At 65.1% G+C, this 21,121-nt stretch carries 20 protein-coding genes; 13 read left to right on the forward strand and 7 right to left on the reverse strand.

Annotation, left to right across the window (positions count from 1 at the left end):
* Positions 1–93 precede the first annotated feature (93 nt).
* Together argC and F3J45_RS12065 are read left to right on the forward strand one after the other, a co-directional pair.
* Positions 94–1,029 (forward strand): N-acetyl-gamma-glutamyl-phosphate reductase, encoded by a 936-nt coding sequence (gene argC / locus F3J45_RS12060; protein WP_167062303.1) that lies wholly within the window; start codon positions 94–96, stop codon positions 1,027–1,029.
* A gap of 71 nt (positions 1,030–1,100) precedes the next feature.
* Positions 1,101–1,787, forward strand: a complete 687-nt coding sequence (locus F3J45_RS12065; protein ID WP_167062306.1) for a GNAT family N-acetyltransferase — start codon at positions 1,101–1,103, stop codon at positions 1,785–1,787.
* 156 nt (positions 1,788–1,943) lie between these two features.
* On the opposite strand, the gene F3J45_RS12070 is transcribed toward F3J45_RS12065, so the two are convergent.
* From F3J45_RS12070 to F3J45_RS12090, 5 genes are read right to left on the reverse strand one after another with little or no spacing between them, the layout of a single operon-like run.
* A complete protein-coding gene (locus F3J45_RS12070; RefSeq protein WP_167062309.1) occupies positions 1,944–2,699 on the reverse strand; it encodes an ABC transporter permease in 756 nt (251 codons plus the stop codon).
* A complete protein-coding gene (locus F3J45_RS12075) occupies positions 2,699–3,904 on the reverse strand; it encodes an ABC transporter substrate-binding protein (protein ID WP_167062313.1) in 1,206 nt (401 codons plus the stop codon). The genes F3J45_RS12070 and F3J45_RS12075 overlap by 1 nt, the downstream gene beginning before the upstream one ends.
* Positions 3,891–4,712: an ABC transporter ATP-binding protein gene (locus tag F3J45_RS12080; protein ID WP_167062316.1), complete on the reverse strand. Its 822-nt coding sequence runs from the start codon at positions 4,710–4,712 to the stop codon at positions 3,891–3,893. Before F3J45_RS12080 ends, F3J45_RS12075 begins: the two co-directional genes overlap by 14 nt.
* Complete coding sequence (locus F3J45_RS12085) at positions 4,709–5,773, reverse strand: acyl-CoA dehydrogenase family protein (RefSeq protein ID WP_167062319.1); 1,065 nt, start codon at positions 5,771–5,773, stop codon at positions 4,709–4,711. Before F3J45_RS12085 ends, F3J45_RS12080 begins: the two co-directional genes overlap by 4 nt.
* Positions 5,774–5,820: 47 nt before the next feature.
* Positions 5,821–6,381, reverse strand: a complete 561-nt coding sequence (locus F3J45_RS12090) for a carboxymuconolactone decarboxylase family protein (protein ID WP_167062322.1) — start codon at positions 6,379–6,381, stop codon at positions 5,821–5,823.
* 103 nt (positions 6,382–6,484) lie between these two features.
* On the opposite strand from F3J45_RS12090, the gene F3J45_RS12095 reads away from it, so the two are divergent.
* Positions 6,485–7,390: an AraC family transcriptional regulator gene (locus F3J45_RS12095; protein WP_167062325.1), complete on the forward strand. Its 906-nt coding sequence runs from the start codon at positions 6,485–6,487 to the stop codon at positions 7,388–7,390.
* A 69-nt stretch (positions 7,391–7,459) separates the two neighbouring features.
* Here F3J45_RS12095 and F3J45_RS12100 read toward each other — a convergent pair whose 3' ends face one another.
* Positions 7,460–7,999 (reverse strand): Rrf2 family transcriptional regulator, encoded by a 540-nt coding sequence (locus F3J45_RS12100; RefSeq protein WP_167062328.1) that lies wholly within the window; start codon positions 7,997–7,999, stop codon positions 7,460–7,462.
* Positions 8,000–8,266: 267 nt separating this feature from the next.
* Here F3J45_RS12100 and F3J45_RS12105 point away from each other — a divergent pair, with 267 nt between their 5' ends.
* The 3 genes from F3J45_RS12105 to F3J45_RS12115 all read left to right on the forward strand — a co-directional run bounded on the left by F3J45_RS12105 (position 8,267) and on the right by F3J45_RS12115 (position 13,140).
* On the forward strand, positions 8,267–9,469 hold the full coding sequence (locus F3J45_RS12105; RefSeq protein ID WP_167062330.1) for an NAD(P)/FAD-dependent oxidoreductase: 1,203 nt from the start codon (positions 8,267–8,269) through the stop codon (positions 9,467–9,469).
* Between the two features lie 232 nt (positions 9,470–9,701).
* The gene (locus F3J45_RS12110) at positions 9,702–11,327 is read left to right on the forward strand and encodes a methyl-accepting chemotaxis protein (RefSeq protein WP_167062333.1); all 1,626 of its coding nucleotides are present in this window, start codon (positions 9,702–9,704) and stop codon (positions 11,325–11,327) included.
* Between the two features lie 187 nt (positions 11,328–11,514).
* Positions 11,515–13,140: a methyl-accepting chemotaxis protein gene (locus tag F3J45_RS12115; RefSeq protein ID WP_167062337.1), complete on the forward strand. Its 1,626-nt coding sequence runs from the start codon at positions 11,515–11,517 to the stop codon at positions 13,138–13,140.
* Between the two features lie 116 nt (positions 13,141–13,256).
* Here the strand turns inward: F3J45_RS12115 and F3J45_RS12120 are convergent, their stop codons facing one another.
* Positions 13,257–14,663 (reverse strand): cytosine permease, encoded by a 1,407-nt coding sequence (locus tag F3J45_RS12120; protein WP_167062340.1) that lies wholly within the window; start codon positions 14,661–14,663, stop codon positions 13,257–13,259.
* Between the two features lie 316 nt (positions 14,664–14,979).
* Here F3J45_RS12120 and F3J45_RS12125 point away from each other — a divergent pair, with 316 nt between their 5' ends.
* The 7 genes from F3J45_RS12125 (at position 14,980) to F3J45_RS12155 (ending at position 21,099) form a co-directional block, all read left to right on the forward strand.
* On the forward strand, positions 14,980–15,465 hold the full coding sequence (locus tag F3J45_RS12125; protein ID WP_167062343.1) for a flavin reductase family protein: 486 nt from the start codon (positions 14,980–14,982) through the stop codon (positions 15,463–15,465).
* 75 nt (positions 15,466–15,540) lie between these two features.
* Positions 15,541–16,581, forward strand: a complete 1,041-nt coding sequence (locus tag F3J45_RS12130) for an LLM class flavin-dependent oxidoreductase (RefSeq protein WP_167062347.1) — start codon at positions 15,541–15,543, stop codon at positions 16,579–16,581.
* Positions 16,582–17,041: 460 nt separating this feature from the next.
* Positions 17,042–17,638, forward strand: coding sequence for an amino acid synthesis family protein (locus tag F3J45_RS12135; RefSeq protein ID WP_003256068.1), 597 nt, complete (start codon positions 17,042–17,044; stop codon positions 17,636–17,638).
* A 68-nt stretch (positions 17,639–17,706) separates the two neighbouring features.
* Positions 17,707–18,540 (forward strand): alpha/beta fold hydrolase, encoded by an 834-nt coding sequence (locus tag F3J45_RS12140; RefSeq protein WP_167062350.1) that lies wholly within the window; start codon positions 17,707–17,709, stop codon positions 18,538–18,540.
* Positions 18,537–20,018 carry an aldehyde dehydrogenase gene (locus F3J45_RS12145; protein ID WP_167062353.1) on the forward strand — a complete coding sequence of 494 codons (1,482 nt, stop codon included), beginning with the start codon at positions 18,537–18,539 and terminating at the stop codon, positions 20,016–20,018. The genes F3J45_RS12140 and F3J45_RS12145 overlap by 4 nt, the downstream gene beginning before the upstream one ends.
* 13 nt (positions 20,019–20,031) lie before the next feature.
* The gene (locus tag F3J45_RS12150) at positions 20,032–20,517 is read left to right on the forward strand and encodes a flavin reductase family protein (RefSeq protein WP_167062356.1); all 486 of its coding nucleotides are present in this window, start codon (positions 20,032–20,034) and stop codon (positions 20,515–20,517) included.
* A gap of 192 nt (positions 20,518–20,709) precedes the next feature.
* Positions 20,710–21,099, forward strand: a complete 390-nt coding sequence (locus F3J45_RS12155; RefSeq protein WP_152957680.1) for a carboxymuconolactone decarboxylase family protein — start codon at positions 20,710–20,712, stop codon at positions 21,097–21,099.
* The last annotated feature ends 22 nt before the right edge of the window (positions 21,100–21,121 follow it).

Here is a 21,121-nt window from a genome sequence, read left to right on the forward strand (position 1 = left end):
AGAAAATATGAATACCCCCGTCATGATATTCAAATTTTCTTTACCTCGGCCACAGGCGAGCATACGCCATCCCTCCCCTGACCGGACCCGACCATGCACACCCCCCTCGTTTTCATCGACGGCGACCAAGGCACCACCGGCCTGCAGATCCACGCCCGCCTGCAAGGTCGCAGCGACCTGCGCCTGCTGACCCTGCCCGACGCCGAGCGCAAGCACCCGCAACGCCGCCGCGAAGCGATCAACGCCGCCGACATCGCCCTGCTGTGCCTGCCCGACGCGGCCGCCCGCGAGGCCGTGGCCACCCTCGACAACCCCGCCGTGCGGGTAATCGACGCCAGCTCCGCGCACCGCACCACGGCAGGCTGGGTGTATGGCCTGCCGGAGCTGGACGAGCAGCAGGCCGAACGCATCGCCCAGGCCACCCGCGTCAGCAACCCCGGCTGCTACCCCACCGGCGCCATCGCCCTGCTGCGGCCACTGATCCGCGATGGCCTGCTGCCTGCCGACTACCCGCTGAGCATTCACGCCATTTCCGGCTATTCCGGCGGTGGCCGTGCCGCCGTCGAGCGCCACGAAGCGCACGGCGGGCAAGCCGCGCCGGCCTTGCAGCTGTATGGCCTGGAACTGGCCCACAAGCATGTGCCGGAAATCCAGCTGCATGCCGGCTTGTCGGCTCGGCCCATGTTCCTGCCGGGTTATGCGGCCTATCGCCAGGGCATCGTGCTGAGCATTCCCCTGCAGTTGCGCCTGCTGCCCGGCCGGCCCAGCGCCGAGCAGTTGCAGGCCAGCCTTGAGCGGCACTACCAGGGTGCCCGCCATGTGCAGGTGATGCCGCTGCACCAGCACGGCCCGGCCACCCCGCTCGACCCCCAGGCGCTGAACGACAGCAACGACCTGCGCCTGGCCCTGTACGCCAACCCCGAGCACGGCCAGGTGCTGTTGACCGCGGTGTTCGACAACCTCGGCAAGGGCGCCTCGGGCGCGGCGGTGCAGAACCTCGACCTGATGCTCGCGGCGATGGCAGGCTAAAACGGGTTAGACTGTGCACCCCGCGCCAGCCGGCGCGGGGTCAGCCTACCGCAGCCGGAGCCCGTCCACCGATGTTCATCCTGAGCCGCCTCGACAGCGTGCCGCCCGAATCCTTCCAGAACCAGATCCGCGACCTGGTGATCCACCACGTCGGTGACCTGAGCAGCGTCGCCATCCGTGCCGACAACCCGTTGTACCCGCTGTACCAGTACGGCGTTGGCATGGAGGTGCATCAATACCTGCAAGCCATGGACGGCAACCGCGGCCTGGCCGTGACGCTGACCCTGGCCCTGGATGCCGAGGCCCCAGACCGCCTGCTCGGCTTCGCCCTGGCCCTGCCCGCCCAGGACAACCCCCAGGCCTGCGCCCTGGCGTTTCTCGCGGTAAACCCCGAACAGCGCCGCCAAGGCATCGCCCGCGCGCTGCTGGGCGACCTGCAGGCACGCTTTGCCAGCGTCGAGCTCAATGCCTTCGCCCAGCAAGTGCCGTGGTTCGAAGCCATGGGCATGCAGGTGGTTTCAGCCAACGGGCCACAGGTGTTGATGAGCAGTACCGGCCAGGCCAGCGGCGCGCTGATCGGCCGGCTGGACATTGCGCCGATCTACCAGACTGCCGAGGTGCTGCAGATTCACACCTACCTGCTCAATCAGCAGGGTGAGGATGCCATGCTCGATGCCGAGCAGCAGCGTGACGCGTGGTTGGATGCGTTGGCCGATCAAGCCAGGGATTGTGTGCAGGCGCGCAAGTCGGTGCATTGACCCGCCCCACGGGTGCGTGGCTGCGCAGGCTTGGTAGGAGCGAGCGCAGCTCGCGATGCGATATCACAGGCGGGTTGATACCTTGAACCCTATTGCGCCTGCCAGGCCGCATCGCGAGCTTTGCTCGCTCCTACGAGGGGAACGTGGGGGCGCTGGTCAGGCATGCACCCAGCGCCGATGCAGCCCACGGGCCAGCGCATCGAGCATGAAACCCAACACGCCAATCAGCAGCACCATCGCCATCAGCTCCGAATACGCCAGCCGGTCGCGGGTATCGAGAATGAAATAGCCAAGCCCGGCACTCACCCCCAGCATCTCGCACGGCACCAGCACGATCCACAAGATGCCAATGGCCAGGCGCACGCCGGTCAGCACATGGCCAATCACCCCAGGGATAATCACCTTGCACAGGGTTTCCCAGCGCGTGGCGCTCAGGCTGCGGCTCAGTTGCAGCCAGCGCGGGTCGAGCTGGCGCACGCCGGCCGCGGTGTTGAGCAGAATCGGCCACAGCGCGGCGAAGGCCAGCAGGAAGTAGATCGGCTGGTCGCCCACCCCCATCAGCATCACCACCACCGGCATCCACGACAGCGGCGAAATCATGCGCAGGAACTGAAACGCCGGCGTGGTCGCCGCCTCCAGGTGCCGGTAGCTGCCCACCAGCAGGCCCAAGGGCACGCCAATCAGCAGCGCCAGCAACAGGCCTACCAGGATGCGCTTGAGGCTCACCCACACATGCCCGTAAACCTCACCGTGCTCCAGCAACTCGACCAGGCTGGCCAAGGTCGCCTGGGGCGAGAAACGCGCCGACAGGCCGTCGGCGGCACCGAACACCTGCACCCCGGCCCACCACAGCAGCAGCAAACCCAGCAGCCCGGCCAGCCCAAGGCCGGCATGTAGCACGTGCTTGCGCATCAGACCGCGAACTCCTCGCTACGCTCGAAGTTCTCGGCAATGCCGAACACCGAAGGGCCACCGACCGCCGCAATGGCATTGCGCACGAAGCGGTCGTCGACCAGGTCACGGGCAACGAAGGACGGTTCCAGCCCGGCAAGGAAGCCCTTGTCGCCTTCGATCAGGGTGTTCTTCAGGCGCTTGACCAGTTCCTCGGTGTAGCTTGGGTACGGGTACGGCTGGAAGTCGATGCGCTTTTCATCCCACTGCTGGTGCACGATGGCGCCACTGGCAATGTAGCCGGCGCGCTCCTCGGCGCCCGGTGCCAGCACCTTGGCCAGCACGGCCGGTTCGTGCGGGGTGTACTTGTTGGGGCCGGCCTTGGACAGCAATGCGGCGGCCTCGGCACGGTGGTCGCGGGTCCACTGTTGGGCCTTGACGATGGCATTGACCACCTTCTGCGACCATTCCGGGCGGTTGTTCAGGTCGTGCTCGTGCATGAACACCACGCAGCAGGCGTGGTTGCGCCACACATCCCCGGTAAAGCGCTGCACGCGGCCAACCTTGAGGTTTTCCGCCAGGGCATTGAATGGCTCGGCGACGATGTAGCCGGCGATACGTTTGCTGGCCAGGGCCGGCGGCATGTCCGAGGGCGGCAGTACCAGCAAGTTGACCTCGTTGGCCGCAAGCGCCGCGTCGGCAGGCTTGGACACGGCAGTCAGGCCGTTGTCGTCGAGCATCTGCTGCAGCACCACGTTGTGGATCGAGTACCAGAATGGAATGGCCACGGTCCTGCCACCGAGCTGCTTCATTTCAGTGATGTCTGGCGCCACGGTCAGGCCCGAGCCGCCGACATGGTTCCAGGCCACCACCTTGGCCGGCACCTTGCTGCCATAGCGTGCCCACACGGTCATCGGCGACAGCAAGTGAATGACGTTGACCTGGCCGGAAATGAACGCCTCGATCACTTGCGCCCAACTGCGCAGCAGCACCGGGCGTTCGGCCTTGATGCCCTCGGCCTCGAACAGGCCATTGTTGTGCGCCACCAACAGCGGCGTGGCGTCGGTGATCGGCAGGTAGCCGATACGCACCGGCGCGTCCGGTTCGGCAGCGGCACGGGCCTGCAGGCTGGACAACAGCGGCACGGCACCGGCGGCGGTGAGCATGGCGCTGAGCTTGAGGAAATCACGACGCGAGGTAGAGGAACAGCAGTCATCCATGCACATGGACAGGCTCCGAAGGCAACGGGGTGGGATGAGGTTCGGCGCTGCGGCTGGCACGGCGCAGGGTTTTCAGGATATCGATGCGCAGTGCGCCCAGCTCCTCGACCCGCTGCGTCCGCGGTTGCGGCAGGTCGATGGGCCATTGCCCGAGGATATGCGCCGGGTGGTCGCCCAGCAGCAGCACGCGGTCGGACAACAACAGCGCTTCATCGATATCGTGGGTAATCAGCACCGCCGCCGTATTGTGGGTGGCGATCAGCTGCAGCAGCAGTTGCTGCATGTCGGCGCGGGTCACTTCGTCCAGCGCGCCGAAGGGTTCATCGAGCAGCAGCACCTCGGGCTGGCGCGCCAGGCAGCGGGCCAGCGCCGTGCGCTGGGCCATGCCGCCGGAAAGCTGCGCCGGGTACTGGCCACGGGCATGGGCCAGGCCCACGGCGGCAATCGCGTGGTCGATGCGCGCCCGGCGCTCGGCTGCGGCCAGCTTGGGTTGGCGGGCGAAGTCCAGGCCAAAGGCAACGTTCTTTTCCAGGCTCAGCCAGGGCAGCAGGCTGGGGTCTTGGAAGGCTACCGCCAGGCGTGGGTGCGGCCCCTGCAACGGCTCGCCGTGCAGGGTCACACTGCCGCTGCGCGGTTGCTGCAGGCCCGCCAGCACCCGCAGCAGGCTGGACTTGCCAACGCCACTGGGGCCGAGGATGGTCACCACCTCGCCCGGCGCCAGCTGCAGGTCGAAGCGCGCCAGCACCTGTTGCCAGCCACCCTCGCGCGGGTAGCCCAGGCTGATCTCGCGGGCTTCCAATACGGCCTGGGTCATGCGCTGGCTGCCTGGCGGTGCAGCTCGGCGCGCAGTTGCACCAGGCTAGGGGTAACGATCGGCACGAAGGCCGACTCCCGCCAGCGGCGGGCGAAGCCTGCACCGAACTCATCCAGGTAAGCCTTGCCACCGCTGGCCTGCAGTTCCAGTTGCACGGCGTCGGCGGCGCTTTCGGCCAGGGTGATGCGCAGCTTGAACAAGGCAGCCGCCTGGCTCTGGAAACGGCCTTCGAGCAGCCCCTGCTTGAGTTCGGCGACGGTGTTTTCCAGGCGTTCCTTGAGCACCTGGCGATGTTCCTCAAGGAACGACAGGCGCCCGTGCAGGTGTTCATGCACCTCATCCAGCGAACGCCGGGCCAGGCCGATGGCCAGGCCGCACTGCAAGGCGAGGAACGCCGGGCGCACTGCCGGCAGGAACTCACGGGCATTGCCGTGCAGCAGCCAGTCGCGGCTCAGCGCCACCTGGTGGAAGGCCAGTGCGGCGGTGTTGCTCGATTGCAGCCCCATTAGTTCCAGGTCGTCGGAGCGCTCAAGGCCCTGGGCATCCGACGGAATCGCCATGATGAACGGCGAGCCGCCGGCATCGTCCTCGATGGCCGCCGCCACCACGAAGCCGCTCTTGCGCAGGTTGGTCACCCAGTGCAGGCGCCCCTCCAGCGCCCAGCCCTCGGCGCCCGGGCGGCCACGCACCTGCAGCGCCTCGATGCCGGACAGAAACTTCATGGCGTTGGAAAGGCCCGTGGCCCCGGCCAGCTCGCCGGTCAGCAGCCCCGGCAGCAAGCGCTCGCGCAACCCTTGGTTGGGGCTTTGCAACAGGTATTCGATAAAGGCGCGCTGGCCCCAGCACACGAAGGCCGCGGCCAGCGAACGGCTGGCGATGGCGGCAATCGCTTCGACCGCATGGGTGATGGCGCCACCGCTGCCGCCCAGGGCCGGCTCCACGCCCACCCGCAGCAGTTGCGATTCGGCAATGTGTGCCAGCACCCGTTGCGGGTCGCACTGGCCTTGGTCTATCGCTTCGGCATTGGCATCCAGCCATTGACGAAATGCACTATCAAGCATGTCCCTACTCCTTTTTATCCCAGGCGCCACCCGCGCCAGGCGCGCGGTTATGCGGTTGGCTGCCAGCGGTACTTGCTCAGTTCGTCATTGAGCGGCGTCTGGGCGAACACATTAGCAAAGTTGCACAGGGTTGCGAGGCTCACGCCAAGAATCACTTCCAGGGCGTTGCCTTCGCTGAAACCGGCCTCGCGGAAGGCCTGGTAGGTGGCGTCGCTGACATTGCCGCGGGTGGCGATGACTTCGCGGGCGAACTCGGCCAGGGTTTCGTAACGGGCGTCGGGCAGCTCGCCACGGGCACGCAGGGCCTCGACCACCTCGGCAGGCAGTTTGGCCTTGTTCAGGGCGACGGCGGTGTGGCCGGCGACGCAGAAATCGCAGCCGTGATTGGTGGCGGCAATCAGTTGCACCACCTCGCGTTCGGCCAGGGTCAGCTCGGCCTTGCCATTGAGCGCCGAAACGGTCACGTAGGTTTCCAGCGCCGCCGGGGCATTGGCCAGCACGCCGAGCAGGTTGGGGATGAAGCCCGAGTTCTTCTGGGCGTTCTCAAGGAACGGGCGAGCCGCTTCCGGGGCGCTCTGCAGAGTGTGTAAAGTAATGCGCGAGGTCATGGAGTGGTCTCCTTTTGCTGAAAGTCAGTACAGTCTGTTGGTTATAAGAAATAGCCTCCATATTCATCAGTCGCCTTTCCTTGCTCCTGAGTCTTTGCATTAGATGATTTCATCCAGCCACCTTGTCGATTGGTTATTAGAGGGCCTCGAACTCGACGCCAGCCTGTTTCACGTTGGCCGCTACTGCGGCGGCTGGCATGCCAGCACCCAGGGCATGGGCCGGGCCAGCTTTCACCTGGTGGTGCAGGGCCATTGCTGGCTGCATATCGACGGCCAGGCACAGGCCGTGCGACTGGAGGCCGGTGATGCGGTGTTCCTGCTGCGCGACCTGGCCTACCGGCTTTCCAGTGACCAGGACCCGGCCAGCGCCTGCGCCCAGCCGCGCCAGGTGATGCAGGCGCTGGACGTCGGTGCCAGCGATGGCGTGGGGTTGGTGTGCGGGTTCTTCGAGTTTCGCCCGGGGCTTTCCTCGTTGATCGTCGAGGGCCTGGCCGACTGGATCGTGCTGCGCGCCGAGGAACCGGACGGGCATGCGGCGCAGGCGCTGTTCGGCCTGATTCTGGAGGAGTGCCGGCGCTCGCCCTCGCAAACGCTGCTCGAACGCCTGACGCACCTGTTGTTCCTGTATGTGCTGCGCCAGCAGGCACAAGGTGGGCAAGCGCTGGGGGGATTGGTCGCCCTCGCCCGCCAGCCGGCATTCGCGGGGTTGCTGGAGCAGTTGATCGAACAACCTGGGCAGGCGTGGACGCTTGAAAGCATGGCGGCGTGCACGGGGCTATCGCGGTCGGCGTTTTTCAAGCGCTTCAATGAACTGGCCGGGCAGTCGCCGGGGCAGGTGTTGCTGGCCTTGCGCATGCGCCATGCCTGCCAGCTGTTGCGGGCGGGTAACACTGTGGAACAGGTGGGCGCGCAGGTGGGGTATCAGTCGGTGGCGGCCTTTACCCGGGCGTTTGCCAAGGCCATTGGCATGCAGCCTGGGGCCTATCGGCGCCAGCATGAGCGGCGCTGAACTGTAGCGGCCCTTTCGCGGGGCGAGCCCGCTCCTACGAAGAGCGGGGGGGCGGTACGGGGCTAGGATTCAGAGCTGGCTGACGGGGATATCCCCGGCGCCCTTGCCCTCACGCCGCTCGCTCATCCATTCATTGACCTGCTGCCCGAACTCAGCAGGTGCCTTGCGCCCGAACCGCCGCGCCAGGTCGAGGATGGTCTGCTGGGCCAGCGCCTCTTCCATGCGCTTCTGCGCCCCCAGCATCACCGCGTGGATCGCACAGGTGCCCTCGGTCGCCCAGCCAGGCGCTGTACCTTCGAACAAACTGCACCGTTCGCGGATCTCGCGGCAGTCGAAGATCTTCTTCGGCCCGTCGATGGCATTGACGATATCCAGCACGGTGATCTCGTCCGAAGGCCGTGCCAGGCGAAAACCACCGCGCACGCCTTCGGTGGCCACCACCAGTTTCGCCCGCGCCAGCTTGGTGAACACCTTGGCCAGGTATTCCTGCGGCACGCCCTGCAACTGCGCCAGGTCACGCACGCTGGACTCGCGGCTATCCCCGCGGTCGTCCACCAGGTACAGCAGGCAATGGATGCCGTATTCGACGCCAGCACTGTAGAGCGACATAACAATCTCCGACCAACTTTGTCGCAAATAATACGCGGATAGGCCTGCCTACGCAAAGCCGATGAACGCCACCTGTCGTTTTTCAAGCCTACGACTTTCCCCTATAAGCCTTATAAATATTGGGTTACACGGCGTTCGGCCACTGTTTGCCGAGGCCCGATGGCGAAAAAAAGCTTGCGGCCCTTAACTACGATCAATACAGTCGTAGTTATTCGAGCGACGCAGCTAACGCCCTCGAAGCCCCTTTCCCCCTCGCGGAGCATGTCCATGAAATCGAACATCCTGATCATCGGTGCCGGCTTTGCCGGTGTCTGGAGCGCCCTGAGCGCCGCCCGCCTGCTCGACCAGGCCCAGCGCGACGACCTGAGCATCAGCGTGCTCGCCCCCCAGCCTGAACTACGCATTCGCCCACGCTTCTACGAAGCCGACGTGCACAGCCTGAAGGCGCCGGTTGGCGAATTGTTCGAAGCGGTAGGCGTGCGTTTCATCACCGGTAATGCCGAGGCCATCGATGCCGAAGGCCGCAGCGTCAGCTACCGCGATGCCAACGGCCAGTACCAGCAAATCGCCTACGACCGGCTGATTCTGGCGGCCGGCAGCCAGGTGGCACGCCCACCGGTGCCAGGCCTTGCCGAACATGCCTTCGATGTTGACCAGATGGAGTCGGCCATGAAGCTCGAAGCGCACCTGGTTGGCCTGGCCGCCCTGCCCGCCTCGCCGGCCCGCCACACCGTGGTGGTGTGCGGGGGTGGCTTTACCGGCATCGAAACCGCCACGGAGATTCCTGCCCGCCTGCGTGCGGTGCTCGGTAGCGATACCCCGGTGCGGGTGGTGATGGTCGACCGCGCCGAACACGCCGGCGCCGCACTGGGCGCAGGCATTACCCCGTCGATCATCGCCGCCTGCGAGCAAGCGGGCGTGCAATGGCTGGCCGGCACCTCGGTGGTGGCCGTGGACGCCGGTGGCGTCACCCTGGACAACGGCGAGTACATCGCCAGCAAGACGGTGATCTGGACCGTTGGCGTGAAAGCCAGCCCGCTGACCGCCCAGGTGGCCGGTGAGCGCGACGCCCTTGGCCGGTTGAAGGTCGACGACCACCTCAAGGTCATCGGCCAGGCGCACATCTACGCCACCGGCGACACCGCCTGGGCCGCCGTCGACGAGCTGGGCAACCACGCCCTGATGACCTGCCAGCACGCCATCCCCATGGGCCGCCATTCCGGCAACAACGCCATGGCCGACCTGCTGGGCATCGCCCCGGTGGCCTACCGCCAGCCCAAGTACGTCACCTGCCTGGACCTGGGCGAATGGGGCGCGGCCTACAGCGAAGGCTGGGCGCGTGAACTGAAGTTGCAGGGCGAGGAAGGCAAGGCCCTCAAGCGCCAGATCAACTCGGTGTGGATCTACCCGCCGGCCGCAGATCGGGCCTTGGCCCTGGCTGCCGCCGACCCCATGATCGCGATCGTTTAAGCGCAAAATCCTGACAGATCCGTCAAATAATGACGGATTTGTCGGAACTTGTCGTTACATTGAATGACTGGTCAATATTAATGGCCATATGGCATCATTCAAATCAAAAACAGATTCAAGAGGGTGAGGAACACATTTAATTCGCAGCGCATCGAGAGCCTGGCACCTCCCCGGTAGCCCGGCCAGCCGTCCATGCTCTTGACGCCTGCACGCCACCGTCAAGGAGCATTCCATGCAGTTACGGAATATGAAGATCGGCATTCGCGCTGCCAGCGTTTTTGCCCTGTTGGGCGTATTGGTCCTGGCCATGGGCCTTATCGCACTGTACGAAACCCGGCAAATGGACTCGGCCACGGACGAGATCCGTGTCACCTGGATGCCCGCCGTGGTCGCCCTGGGCGACATCAGCACCGACCTTGGGCGCGCCCGCGCCGTCACCCTGCGCGCCGCGCTGGACGACAGCCCCAGCGAACGCGCGCGCAACATCGAGCTGGTTAGCGGCATCAACCAGCAACTCAAGGGCAGCCTCAAGGATTACGAAGACACCATCATCGCGGCCGACGACCGCGCCCTGTTCAACGCCTTTACCGCCGCCCACCAGCAATACCTCGACCTGCAGGCCCGCGTCCTGCAAGACATCGGTGCCGGGCGCATGGCCGAGGCCAAGCAACAGCTCAGCGGCCCGCTGACCCTGTACGCCGACAGCATGATGAAAGCCATGACCGCGCTGATCGCCTACAACGGCAAGGGCGCCGAGGATGCCTCGCAGCGCAGCAGCGATGTGGCCGACGAAGCCCTCACCGCCATCATCGCGTCGCTGCTGGTGATCATGCTCGCCCTGGCCGCCATCGCCACCCTGCTCACCCGCAGCATCGTGGTGCCCCTGGCCGATGCCGTGGCCGTGGCCGAGCGCGTGGCGACCGGCGACCTGACCCAGGACATCCGCGTACTGGGCCGCGACGAGCCGGCGCTGCTGCTGCGCGCCCTGGGCCGCATGCAGGCCAGCCTGCGCGACACCATCCGGCAGATCGCCGCCAGCTCCGACCAGTTGGCCTCGGCCTCCGAAGAGCTGCACAGCGTCACCGAAGACACCAGCCGCGGCCTGCACCAGCAAAGCGCCGAGATCGACCAGGCGGCCACGGCGGTGAACCAGATGACCTCAGCCGTTGAGGAAGTGGCGAACAATGCGGTGAGCACCGCCGATGCGTCCAAGGGCGCCGACCAGAACACCCGTGATGGCCGCGACCAGGTCAACCAGGCCCTGGCGGAAATCCAGCACCTGGTCGAGGACGTGACCGGCACCGCCACCGAGATCGAGCAATTGGCGAGCAACGCCGCTGAAATCAGCCGAGTGCTGGATGTGATCGGCTCGATTGCCGGGCAAACCAACCTGCTGGCACTCAATGCCGCCATCGAGGCGGCACGCGCCGGCGAGGCAGGCCGTGGCTTTGCCGTGGTGGCCGATGAAGTGCGGGCGCTGGCCCACCGTACTCAGCAGTCGACGGCAGAGATCGAGCAGATGATCGCGGGTATTCAAACCGGCACCGAGCGCGCCGTGACGGCGATGCACAGCAGCCAGGGGCGCGCCAGCGGCACGCTGCAGGTGGCCCAGGGTGCCGGTGAGGCGTTGGAGGTAATTGCCGAAGCGATTGCCTCGATCAACCAGCGCAACCTGGTGATCGCCAGTGCCTCGGAACAGCAGGCACAGGTGGCGCGGGAGGTGGACCGCAACCTGGTGAACATTCGCGACCTGTCGATGCAGACCTCGGCGGGGGCCAATCAGACCAGCGCGGCGGCGCAGGACCTTTCGCGCCTGGCGGTGGATTTGAATGGGATGGTGGCGCAGTTCAGGGTTTGATCTGAGATCGCCGGGGCCGCTTTGCGGCCCATTCGCGGGGCAAGCCCGCGCCTACAGCGGGCCCGCGACAGAATGCCTCACCCCCCTCTGGCTGCTGGCACCTCTGATAGCCCCATGCAATCATCTGTAGACAATTTGTATAACGGACGTCGAGCCGTTGCAATCAAGCCTTGTCACGGAGTGTCGCATGCGGTTGAGGAACATGAAGATCGGCAAACGGGCAGCCTGCCTGTTCGTGCTGCTGGGGGTGCTGGTGTTGGCCATGGGGCTGGTTTCGCTGTTTGAAACCCAGCGCATGGACAGCGCCTCGGAAGACGTGCGCGGCGGTTGGATGCCGGCGGTGGTTTCGCTTGGCGCGGTCAGCACCAACCTCGGCCAGGCACGCATCCTGCTGCTGCGCAGCGCCCTGGAAACCGACGCCCAGGCCCGTGCCGGCGCGCTCGCAGCGCTCAACACCGCCCGCCAGGGCCTGCGCGACGACATTCACGCCTACGAGCAAACCGTGACCACGCCGATGGGGCGCACCCGCTTCGATGCCTTCACCTCCGCCTACCAAGGCTATGAGCAACTGCAATCGCGCATTGCCGAGCATATCGCCGCCGGGGACGTCGACAGTGCCCGGGCGCTGATCGCCAGCCAGTTGAACCCCCTGGCCGAAACCATGATGCAGGCCATGCGCGCGCTCATCGACTTCAACAGCAGCGGCGCCTACGCCGCCACCCAGCGCACCAGCGATGCCGCCCGCGAGGCCTACCAGATCATCCTGGTGGCACTGGCCCTGATCATGCTTGCCCTGGCGGCCATCGCCACCCTGCTTACCCGCAGCATCGTCGCGCCACTGGCCGATGCCGTGGCCGTGGCCGAACGGGTCGCCACCGGCGACCTCACCCGCGACATCCACGTGGTCGGCCACGACGAGCCGGCCTTGCTGCTGGCGGCCCTGCGCCGCATGCAAGAGAGCCTGCGCGACACCCTGCGCCATATCGCCGCCAGCGCCGACCAGCTGGCCTCGGCCTCGGAAGAGCTGCACAGCGTGACCGAAGACACCAGCCGCGGGTTGCACCAGCAAAGCGCCGAGATCGACCAGGCCGCCACCGCCGTCAACCAGATGACCGCGGCCGTTGAAGAGGTGGCGAACAATGCGGTCAGCACCGCCGATGCCTCCCAGGGCGCCGACCGCACCACCCGCGATGGCCGCGACCAGGTCAACCGGGCACTGGCCTCGTTGCAGCACCTGGTCGAGGATGTGACCGGCACCGCTGCGGAAATTCAGCAACTGGCCAGCAACGCCAATGAAATCAGCCGGGTGCTGGACGTGATTGGCGCGATTGCCGGGCAGACCAACTTGCTGGCCCTGAACGCCGCCATCGAAGCCGCGCGGGCCGGCGAGGCAGGCCGTGGCTTTGCCGTGGTGGCCGATGAAGTGCGGGCGTTGGCCCACCGTACCCAGCAATCCACGGCCGAGATCGAGCAGATGATCGCGGGCATCCAGAATGGCACCGAGCGCGCCGTGACGGCGATGCAAAGCAGCCAGGGGCGTGCCAGCGGAACCTTGCAAGTGGCGCAGTCTGCCGGGGAGGCGCTGGAGGTGATCGCCGAGGCGATTGCCTCGATCAACGAGCGTAACCTGGTGATTGCCAGTGCCTCGGAGCAGCAGGCGCAGGTGGCGCGGGAGGTGGACCGCAACCTGGTGAACATTCGCGACCTGTCGATGCAGACATCGGCAGGGGCCAATCAGACCAGTGCGGCGGCGCAGGACCTGTCGCGCCTTGCGGTTGATTTGAACGGGCGGGTGGCGCAGTTCAGGGTTTGACCTGAGATCGCCGGGGCCGCGTTGCGGCCCATCGCAGGCAAGCCTGCTCCTACACGGTACCTGTAGGAGCAGGCTTGCCTGCGATGGGCTGCAAAGCAGCCCCCTGTCACAATCTATCAGTCGTTAACACTCAAAACCCGCCCAGCCTTCTCAGCCGCCTTACCCCGGGTCGCCAGGCAATAATACAGCGGCACCGTCACCAGCAACCCGAACACCCACGACAGGTCAGCCCCTTCGACAATGTTCGAGTACGGCCCCACATACAGCGACGTATTGGCAAACGGCAACTGCACCAGGATGCCGCAGGCGTAGGCAATGATCGCGTGGTGGTTGAAGCGGCCATAGATGCCACCGTCCGCGCTGAAGATCGACGCAATGTCGTACTGCGCTTTCTTGATCAGGTAGAAGTCGATCAGGTTGATCGACGCCCACGGCACCAACACCAGCAGCAGCGCCAGGATCAGGCCGATGAACTGGCCGATGAAGCCTGCCGAGGCATTCAGCGCCACCATCGCGCAGCCCACCAGAATCACCGACGCCAGTACCACCCGCACCTTGATGCTCGGCGTCCATTGCGCGGCGAAGGTCTGGATGGCGGTGACGATCGACAGCACCGCGCCATACAGGTTGAGGGCGTTGTGGCTGATGATGTTGAGCAGGAACAAGACCATCAGGATCGGGCCCAGCCAGCCGGTGGCCTGCTTGACCGCGTCCATGGCATCGGTGCCTTCCGGCACGCACAGCACCGCTACCGCACCAAAGCTGAAGCACAGGATAGTGCCCAGGGTGGCGCCGAAGTAGGTGGCCCAGAACGGCTTGGCGATGCCCACCTCACGCGGCAGGTAGCGTGAGTAGTCGGAAGTGTATGGCGAGAAGCTGATCTGCCAGATGGTGCCCAGCGACACCGTGGCAATGAAGCCCGACAGGTTGAAGGCGCCCCGGCTGAAGAAGTCGGCCGGCAGCTGCTGCACGAACATCATGATGAAACCGGCCAGCAGCGCCGAGCCCATCACCCAGGTGCCGATGCGGTTGAGGATGTGGATGAAGCGGTAGCCGATCACGCCAATGGCAGTGGCGCTCAGGGCACCGATCACGATCGCGCCCGGCATCGGCACGCTCGGCGCGATGCCGTGGATGGTCTTGCCCGCCAGGACGATGTTGGAAATGAAGAAGCCGACATAGATCAGCGCGGTGAAGAACACGATCAGCAAGGCGCCGTAGCGGCCGAACTGGCCCCGGCTCTGCACCATCTGTGGAATGCCCAGCTGCGGTCCCTGCGCAGAGGCCAGGGCGATGACCACGCCCCCGACAAGGTGGCCCAGCACGATGGCGACCAGGCCCCACAACAGGTTCAGGTGGAACACCTGGACCACCATGGCGCCGGTGACGATGGGCAGTGGCGCGATGTTGGTACTGAACCAGAGGGTGAACAGGTCACGCGCCTTCCCATGGCGCTCGGCAGGTGGAACGTAATCGACCGTGTGATTCTCGACAAACTGGTGTTGCGACGACGGTTGGGACATGGTTTTCAGCTCGAAAGGTCGTTTTTATCTTTGTAAGGAAACCGCATCTAGGCGGCCTCTCAGCTGCGGACCATATTATGGTATTCCAAACTTTTGACAACACTGATCCGCAGTAAAAAACGCCCGCTGATCTGCCTGCACAACCCCTGCGACAAACCGCCTCACCGCTCAAGGCCACGGTTTACGTGGCCTTGAGCCGTTCATCGTGAAAAACAGGGTTTGAAAATTCTGCTTGCAAAATAGGTATTACGGTATACCATCAGACACATCAACGATAAAAACCGCGGACCACCGCAGCCTTTCAGAGGTACACCAGATGATCGACGCAACCGTCTACAAGCACGTCCTGGGCTCCTTCCCGTCCGGCGTGACCGTCATCACCACCCTGGACGACGACGGCTCGGTCGTCGGCCTGACCGCCAGCGCTTTCTCTTCCCTGTCGATGGACCCGCCGCTGGTGCTGTTCTGCCCCAACTACAGCTCCGACTCCTACCCTGTGCTGATCAAGAGCAAGCGCTTCGCCATTCACCTGCTCTCCGGTGAACAGCAGGCCGAAGCCTATGCGTTCGCCAAGAAAGGCAAGGACAAGGCCGCTGGCATCGAGTGGACCCTGAGCGAGCTGGGCAACCCGATCCTGGCCGGCGCCACAGCCGTCATCGAATGCGAACTGTGGCGTGAATATGAAGGTGGCGACCACGCCATCATGGTCGGCAAGGTACACAACCTGATCGTGCCTGAGGATGCGCCTCGGCCGATGATCTACTGCCGCGGCAAGATGGCCAGCCTGCCCGCCTTTGCCTGAAGCCTATTCTGAATCGAGACACCTGGCGCCTACCCTGTCTGGCGCCAGACACTTTCAAGCGTTGAGGAAAGCCCCATGAAATTTTCGTTGTTCGTGCACATGGAACGTTGGGATGAACAGGTCAGCCACCGCCAGCTGTTCGAAGACCTGACCGAACTGACCCTGATGGCCGAGCACGGCGGTTTCAGCACCGTGTGGATCGGCGAACACCACGCCATGGAATACACCATTTCGCCAAGCCCGATGCCGCTGCTGGCGTACCTGGCCGCGCGCACCGAGAAAATCCGCCTGGGCGCCGGCACCATCATCGCGCCGTTCTGGAACCCGATCCGCGTGGCCGGTGAATGCGCCCTGCTCGACGTCATCAGCAATGGCCGCATGGAAGTGGGCCTGGCCCGCGGCGCCTACCAGTTCGAATTCGACCGCATGGCAGGCGGCATGCCGGCCACCGACGGTGGCAAGGCCCTGCGTGAAATGGTGCCAGTGGTGCGCAAGCTGTGGGAAGGCGACTACGCCCATGACGGCGAAGTGTACAAGTTCCCCACTTCCACCAGCGTGCCCAAGCCGTTCAACGCCACCCCGCCGATGTGGATCGCCGCCCGCGACCCCGACTCGCACAACTTCGCCGTGGCCAACGGCTGCAACGTGATGGTCACCCCGCTGATGAAGGGTGACGAGGAAGTGCTGGACCTGAAGAACAAGTTCCAGGCCGCCCTGGACAACAACCCGGATGTGCCGCGCCCGCAACTGATGGTGCTGCGCCACACCCACGTTCACAGCCCGGCCGAGCCGGAAGGCTGGAAAGTCGGTGCCCAGGCCATCTCGCGCTTCTACCGCACCTTCGATGCCTGGTTCGGCAACAAGACCACCCCGGTCAACGGCTTCCTGGAGCCGAGCCCGGAGTCCAAGTTCGCCGAAGTGCCGGCGTTCCAGCTGGAGAACATCCGCAAGAACACCATGATCGGCACCCCGGAAGAAATCATCGCGCGCATCAAGTATTACCAGGAACTCGGTGTCGACGAGTTCAGCTTCTGGTGCGACAACAGCTTGCCCCACGCCGAGAAGAAGAAGTCTTTGGAGCTGTTCATCAAGGAAGTGGTGCCGGCCTTCGCCTGAATTCCCATTGCCTGAAACATTGCGGGACGCGCCCGCTCCCGTGGGCCCCCGTGGCCTGCGCGAGCGGGCTTTTTTTTGGGGGTACGCCTTGGGGTTTGCGGTGTGTTCGAGATCGAGCGCCGCCCGCGCGGCGCTTCGCGAGCTGCGCTCGCTCCTACGTTTGTTTCGTGCCAGTAACGCCTGTGGCAGTCGCGCGCGTCCGCCTTGTTTTTACGACGCGATATCGCGTGATGCGCCAAGGCATTCACGCGCAACTCCTCAGGACTCACTGGCCCGAAATAAACGTAGGAGCTCGCGAAGCGCCGCGCGGGCGGCGCTCGATCTCACAGGCGCTGCAACCCTCAAGGCATACCCACCTTTCGTCCCCCCGCAAGAGAAATTTCATGCGCCCTCTTGCACAACAAATATTATGGTATACCATCAGACAACAAGAGCTGATAACCCTCACCAGGAGCCACCCATGAGTTTCGAAATCCGCAAGATCGTCACCTACTCCGAAGAAACCCGCATCGAAGGCGGCAAGGCCACCGACAAGCCGGTGACCATGGTCGGCCTGGCTGTGGTGATCAAGAACCCATGGGCCGGCCGCGGTTTCGTTGAAGATCTGAAGCCGGAAATCCGCGCCAACTGCTCGGAGCTCGGTGCCCTGATGGTCGAGCGCCTGACTGCCGCCATCGGCGGTGCCGACAAGATCGAAGCCTATGGCAAAGCCGCCGTGGTGGGCGCCGATGGCGAGATCGAGCACGCCTCGGCCGTGATCCACACCCTGCGCTTTGGCAACCACTACCGCGAAGCGGTACAGGCCAAGAGCTACCTGAGCTTCACCAACAAGCGCGGCGGCCCAGGCACCTCGATCCAGATCCCGATGATGCAGAAGGACGACGAAGGCCTGCGTTCGCACTACATCACCCTGGAAATGCAGATCGAAGACGCCCCACGCGCCGACGAGATCGTCGTGGTCCTGGGCGCTGCCGACGGCGGCCGCCTGCACCCGCGCATCGGCAACCGCTACATCGACCTGGAAGAACTGGCTGCCGAAAAAGCCAACGCTCAATAACAACAACCAAGACGGGCCGGGGCGTGGCGTGCTTACCCGCCGCGCCCGACCTTCAAGGAGCGCCCTCCATGATTCAGCCTGTCGCTGAACGCACACCCGCCGGCACCAGCTACCTGTCCGTCGGCCAGGGCCAACCCGTGGTACTGATCCACGGCGTGGGCCTGAACAAGGAAATGTGGGGCGGGCAGTTCGTTGGCCTGGCCAACGACTACCGCGTCATCGCCTACGACATGCTCGGCCACGGCCAGAGCGCGTTGCCAGCCGCCGACATCGGCCTGGAAGGCTACGCCGCCCAGCTGGCCGAACTGCTCGACCACCTGCAGATTCAACAAGCCACCGTGATCGGCTTCTCCATGGGTGGCCTGGTCGCCCGTGCATTCGCCCTGAACTACCCGCAGCGCCTGGCTGCGCTGGTGGTGCTCAACAGCGTGTTCAACCGCACCCCCGAGCAAAGTGCCGGCGTTATCGCCCGCGCCGCCCAGGCCGCAGAGCTTGGCCCCGACGCCAACGTCGACGCCGCCCTCGACCGCTGGTTCAGCCGTGAATACAAGGCTGCCAACCCGGCTCAGGTCGCCGCCATCCGCCAGGTGCTGGCAAGCAACGACCCGCAGGGCTACCACACCACCTATTCGCTGTTCGCCACCCAGGACATGTACCGCGCAGCCGACCTGGGCAGTATCCAGGTGCCGACGCTGATCGCCACCGGCGAACTCGATTCGGGCTCCACCCCGGCCATGACCCGCCAGCTCGCTGCCAGCATTCCTGGTGCGCAAAGCGTGGTGCTGGCCGAACAACGGCATATGATGCCGGTGGAAGCCCCGCGTGAAGTCAACAAGATGCTGCTGGACTTCCTCGCCCAAGCCCGCACCCTCACCGAATCCGCCAAGGGGATTGTTGCATGACCCTCGTTCGTTTCCAGATGTGCATCGACGGCCAATGGCTCGATGCCCAGAGCGGCAAGACCTTCGACAGCCTCAACCCGGCCACCGCCCAGGCCTGGGCACAACTGCCCGACGCCGCCGAAGCCGACGTCGAGCTGGCCGTACAGGCCGCCCAGCGCGCCTTCGACAGCAAGGCCTGGCGCAGCATCACCGCCACCGCCCGCGGCAAGCTGCTGCGCCGCCTGGGTGACCTGATTGCCGAGAACAAGGAACACCTGGCCCAGCTGGAAAGCCGCGACAACGGCAAGCTGATCCGCGAAACCCGCGGCCAGGTGGGCTACCTGCCGGAGTTCTTCCACTACACCGCAGGCCTTGCCGACAAGCTCGAAGGCGGCACCCTGCCGTTGGACAAGCCCGACCTGTTCGCCTACACCGTGCACGAGCCCATCGGCGTGGTGGCCGGCATCATCCCGTGGAACAGCCCGCTGTACCTGACCGCGATCAAGCTGGCCCCGGCCCTGGCCGCCGGCAACACCATCGTGCTCAAGCCGTCCGAGCATGCCTCGGCCACCATCCTGGAGCTGGCTCGCCTGGCCCTGGAAGCCGGCTTCCCGCCGGGAGTGGTCAACGTGGTCACCGGCTACGGCCCAAGCACTGGCGCCGCGCTGACCCGCCACCCACTGGTACGCAAGATCGCCTTCACCGGCGGCGCCGCCACTGCCCGCCACGTGGTGCGCAGCAGCGCCGAGAACTTCGCCAAGCTGTCGCTGGAACTGGGCGGCAAGTCGCCGAACATCATCTTCGCCGACGCCGACCTGGACAGCGCCATCAACGGCGCGGTGGCCGGTATCTATGCCGCCTCCGGGCAAAGCTGCGTGGCCGGTTCGCGCCTGCTGGTGCAGGACGAGATCTTCGACGAATTCGTCGAGCGCCTGATCGCCCGGGCCAAGCGCATCCGCATCGGCAACCCGCAGGACGACGCCAGCGAAATGGGCCCGATGGCCACCGCCCAGCAACTGGCCGTGGTCGAAGGCCTGGTGGCGGCGGCCAAGGCCGAAGGCGCCAAGCTGCACATGGGCGGCAAGCGTGCCGAGGTCGAGGGTGAAGGCTGGTTCTACGAGCCGACCCTGTTCGAGTGCGACAGCAACTCGATGACCATCATGCAGGAAGAGGTGTTCGGCCCGGTGGCGGCGGTGATCCGCTTCAAGACCGAGGAAGAGGCACTGGAAATCGCCAACGACTCGCAGTTCGGCCTGGCCGCCGGCATCTGGACCCGCGACCTGGGCCGTGCCCACCGCCTGGCCCGTGACGTGCGTTCGGGGATCATCTGGGTCAACACCTACCGCGCAGTGTCGGCCATGGCGCCGATCGGCGGCTTCAAGAACAGCGGCTACGGCCGTGAAAGCGGCATCGATTCGGTGCTGGCCTATACCGAGCTGAAGACCGTGTGGATCAACCTGTCCACCGCGCCGATGCCCGACCCGTTCGTGATGCGCTAGGAGGTAACACAAGATGATCGAACCTGGCATCTACAAAGACGTGATGGGCTCCTTCCCATCCGGTGTCACCGTGGTCACCACCCTGGATGAAGGCGGCGGCATCGTCGGCATCACCGCCAGCGCGTTCAGCGCGCTGTCGATCGACCCGGCGCTGGTGCTGTTCTGCCCCAACTACGCCTCCGACACCTACCCGATCCTGCGTGACAGCAAGCAGTTCGCGATCCATTTGCTGTCCGCCGACCAAACCGCCGAGGCCTATGCCTTCGCCGGTAAAGGCAAGGACAAGGCCAAGGGCATCGAGTGGCACCTGAGCGAGCTGGGCAACCCGCTGCTGGCCAAGGCCACGGCGATCATCGAGTGTGAACTGTGGCGCGAATACGACGGCGGTGACCATGCGATCATCGTTGGCGCGGTGAAGAACCTGGTGCTGCCGGCCGACCCGGCTACACCGATGGTCTACCACAAAGGCAAGCTGGGCGCACTGCCGCCACTTGGCTGATCGCCCTTGAAGTCGGCGCTGGTGCCTTCGCGGGGCAAGCCCGCTCCTACAAAGATGCCGAAACCTGTGCAAATACCTGTAGGAGCGGGCTTGCCCCGCGAAGGCCCCACCACCGATGTCCCTGTTTTCCAGGGGCCGCACACAATCGTCTCACCCTCGGTTGCGGCCCCTTTTTCTTCCGGAGCACTGCGCATGAGCAACGAGAAGTACGAGAAAGGCCTGCAGATTCGCACCCAGGTGCTGGGCGAGGAATACGTCAACCGCTCGATCCAGAACGCCGACGAATTCACCAAGCCGCTGCAGGAACTGGTCACCGAGTACTGCTGGGGCCATGTGTGGGGGCGTGAAGGCCTCTCGCTGAAAGAGCGCAGCATGATAAACTTGGCCATGATTTCCGCGCTCAACCGGCCCCACGAGCTCAAGCTGCACATTCGCGGCGCCTTGCGTAATGGCCTGAGCCGTGAACAGATTCGCGAGATCCTGCTCCAGGTCGGCATTTATTGCGGCGTGCCCGCGGCGGTGGACAGTTTCCGCCTGGCCCGCGAAGCGTTCGCTGAAGCCGATGCGGAGTCAACCCGTTAACAGCGGGCTGTTCGAACCCACG

The sequence above is a fragment of the Pantoea sp. Ap-967 genome, from assembly GCF_011752565.1.
In the GTDB taxonomy this organism is placed as follows: domain Bacteria; phylum Pseudomonadota; class Gammaproteobacteria; order Pseudomonadales; family Pseudomonadaceae; genus Aquipseudomonas.

What these genes read in the sequence shown, in the direction of transcription:
- argC (WP_167062303.1), top strand. Translation starts at nt 94, where the DNA reads ATGCACACCCCCCTCGTTTTCATCGACGGCGACCAAGGCACCACCGGC.
- F3J45_RS12125 (WP_167062343.1), top strand. Translation starts at nt 14,980, where the DNA reads ATGATCGACGCAACCGTCTACAAGCACGTCCTGGGCTCCTTCCCGTCC.
- F3J45_RS12115 (WP_167062337.1), top strand. Translation starts at nt 11,515, where the DNA reads ATGCGGTTGAGGAACATGAAGATCGGCAAACGGGCAGCCTGCCTGTTC.
- F3J45_RS12110 (WP_167062333.1), top strand. Translation starts at nt 9,702, where the DNA reads ATGCAGTTACGGAATATGAAGATCGGCATTCGCGCTGCCAGCGTTTTT.
- F3J45_RS12090 (WP_167062322.1), bottom strand. Translation starts at nt 6,381, where the DNA reads ATGACCTCGCGCATTACTTTACACACTCTGCAGAGCGCCCCGGAAGCG.
- F3J45_RS12095 (WP_167062325.1), top strand. Translation starts at nt 6,485, where the DNA reads ATGATTTCATCCAGCCACCTTGTCGATTGGTTATTAGAGGGCCTCGAA.
- F3J45_RS12145 (WP_167062353.1), top strand. Translation starts at nt 18,537, where the DNA reads ATGACCCTCGTTCGTTTCCAGATGTGCATCGACGGCCAATGGCTCGAT.
- F3J45_RS12150 (WP_167062356.1), top strand. Translation starts at nt 20,032, where the DNA reads ATGATCGAACCTGGCATCTACAAAGACGTGATGGGCTCCTTCCCATCC.
- F3J45_RS12070 (WP_167062309.1), bottom strand. Translation starts at nt 2,699, where the DNA reads ATGCGCAAGCACGTGCTACATGCCGGCCTTGGGCTGGCCGGGCTGCTG.
- F3J45_RS12085 (WP_167062319.1), bottom strand. Translation starts at nt 5,773, where the DNA reads ATGCTTGATAGTGCATTTCGTCAATGGCTGGATGCCAATGCCGAAGCG.
- F3J45_RS12155 (WP_152957680.1), top strand. Translation starts at nt 20,710, where the DNA reads ATGAGCAACGAGAAGTACGAGAAAGGCCTGCAGATTCGCACCCAGGTG.
- F3J45_RS12130 (WP_167062347.1), top strand. Translation starts at nt 15,541, where the DNA reads ATGAAATTTTCGTTGTTCGTGCACATGGAACGTTGGGATGAACAGGTC.
- F3J45_RS12140 (WP_167062350.1), top strand. Translation starts at nt 17,707, where the DNA reads ATGATTCAGCCTGTCGCTGAACGCACACCCGCCGGCACCAGCTACCTG.
- F3J45_RS12135 (WP_003256068.1), top strand. Translation starts at nt 17,042, where the DNA reads ATGAGTTTCGAAATCCGCAAGATCGTCACCTACTCCGAAGAAACCCGC.
- F3J45_RS12100 (WP_167062328.1), bottom strand. Translation starts at nt 7,999, where the DNA reads ATGTCGCTCTACAGTGCTGGCGTCGAATACGGCATCCATTGCCTGCTG.
- F3J45_RS12080 (WP_167062316.1), bottom strand. Translation starts at nt 4,712, where the DNA reads ATGACCCAGGCCGTATTGGAAGCCCGCGAGATCAGCCTGGGCTACCCG.
- F3J45_RS12120 (WP_167062340.1), bottom strand. Translation starts at nt 14,663, where the DNA reads ATGTCCCAACCGTCGTCGCAACACCAGTTTGTCGAGAATCACACGGTC.
- F3J45_RS12065 (WP_167062306.1), top strand. Translation starts at nt 1,101, where the DNA reads ATGTTCATCCTGAGCCGCCTCGACAGCGTGCCGCCCGAATCCTTCCAG.
- F3J45_RS12105 (WP_167062330.1), top strand. Translation starts at nt 8,267, where the DNA reads ATGAAATCGAACATCCTGATCATCGGTGCCGGCTTTGCCGGTGTCTGG.
- F3J45_RS12075 (WP_167062313.1), bottom strand. Translation starts at nt 3,904, where the DNA reads ATGTGCATGGATGACTGCTGTTCCTCTACCTCGCGTCGTGATTTCCTC.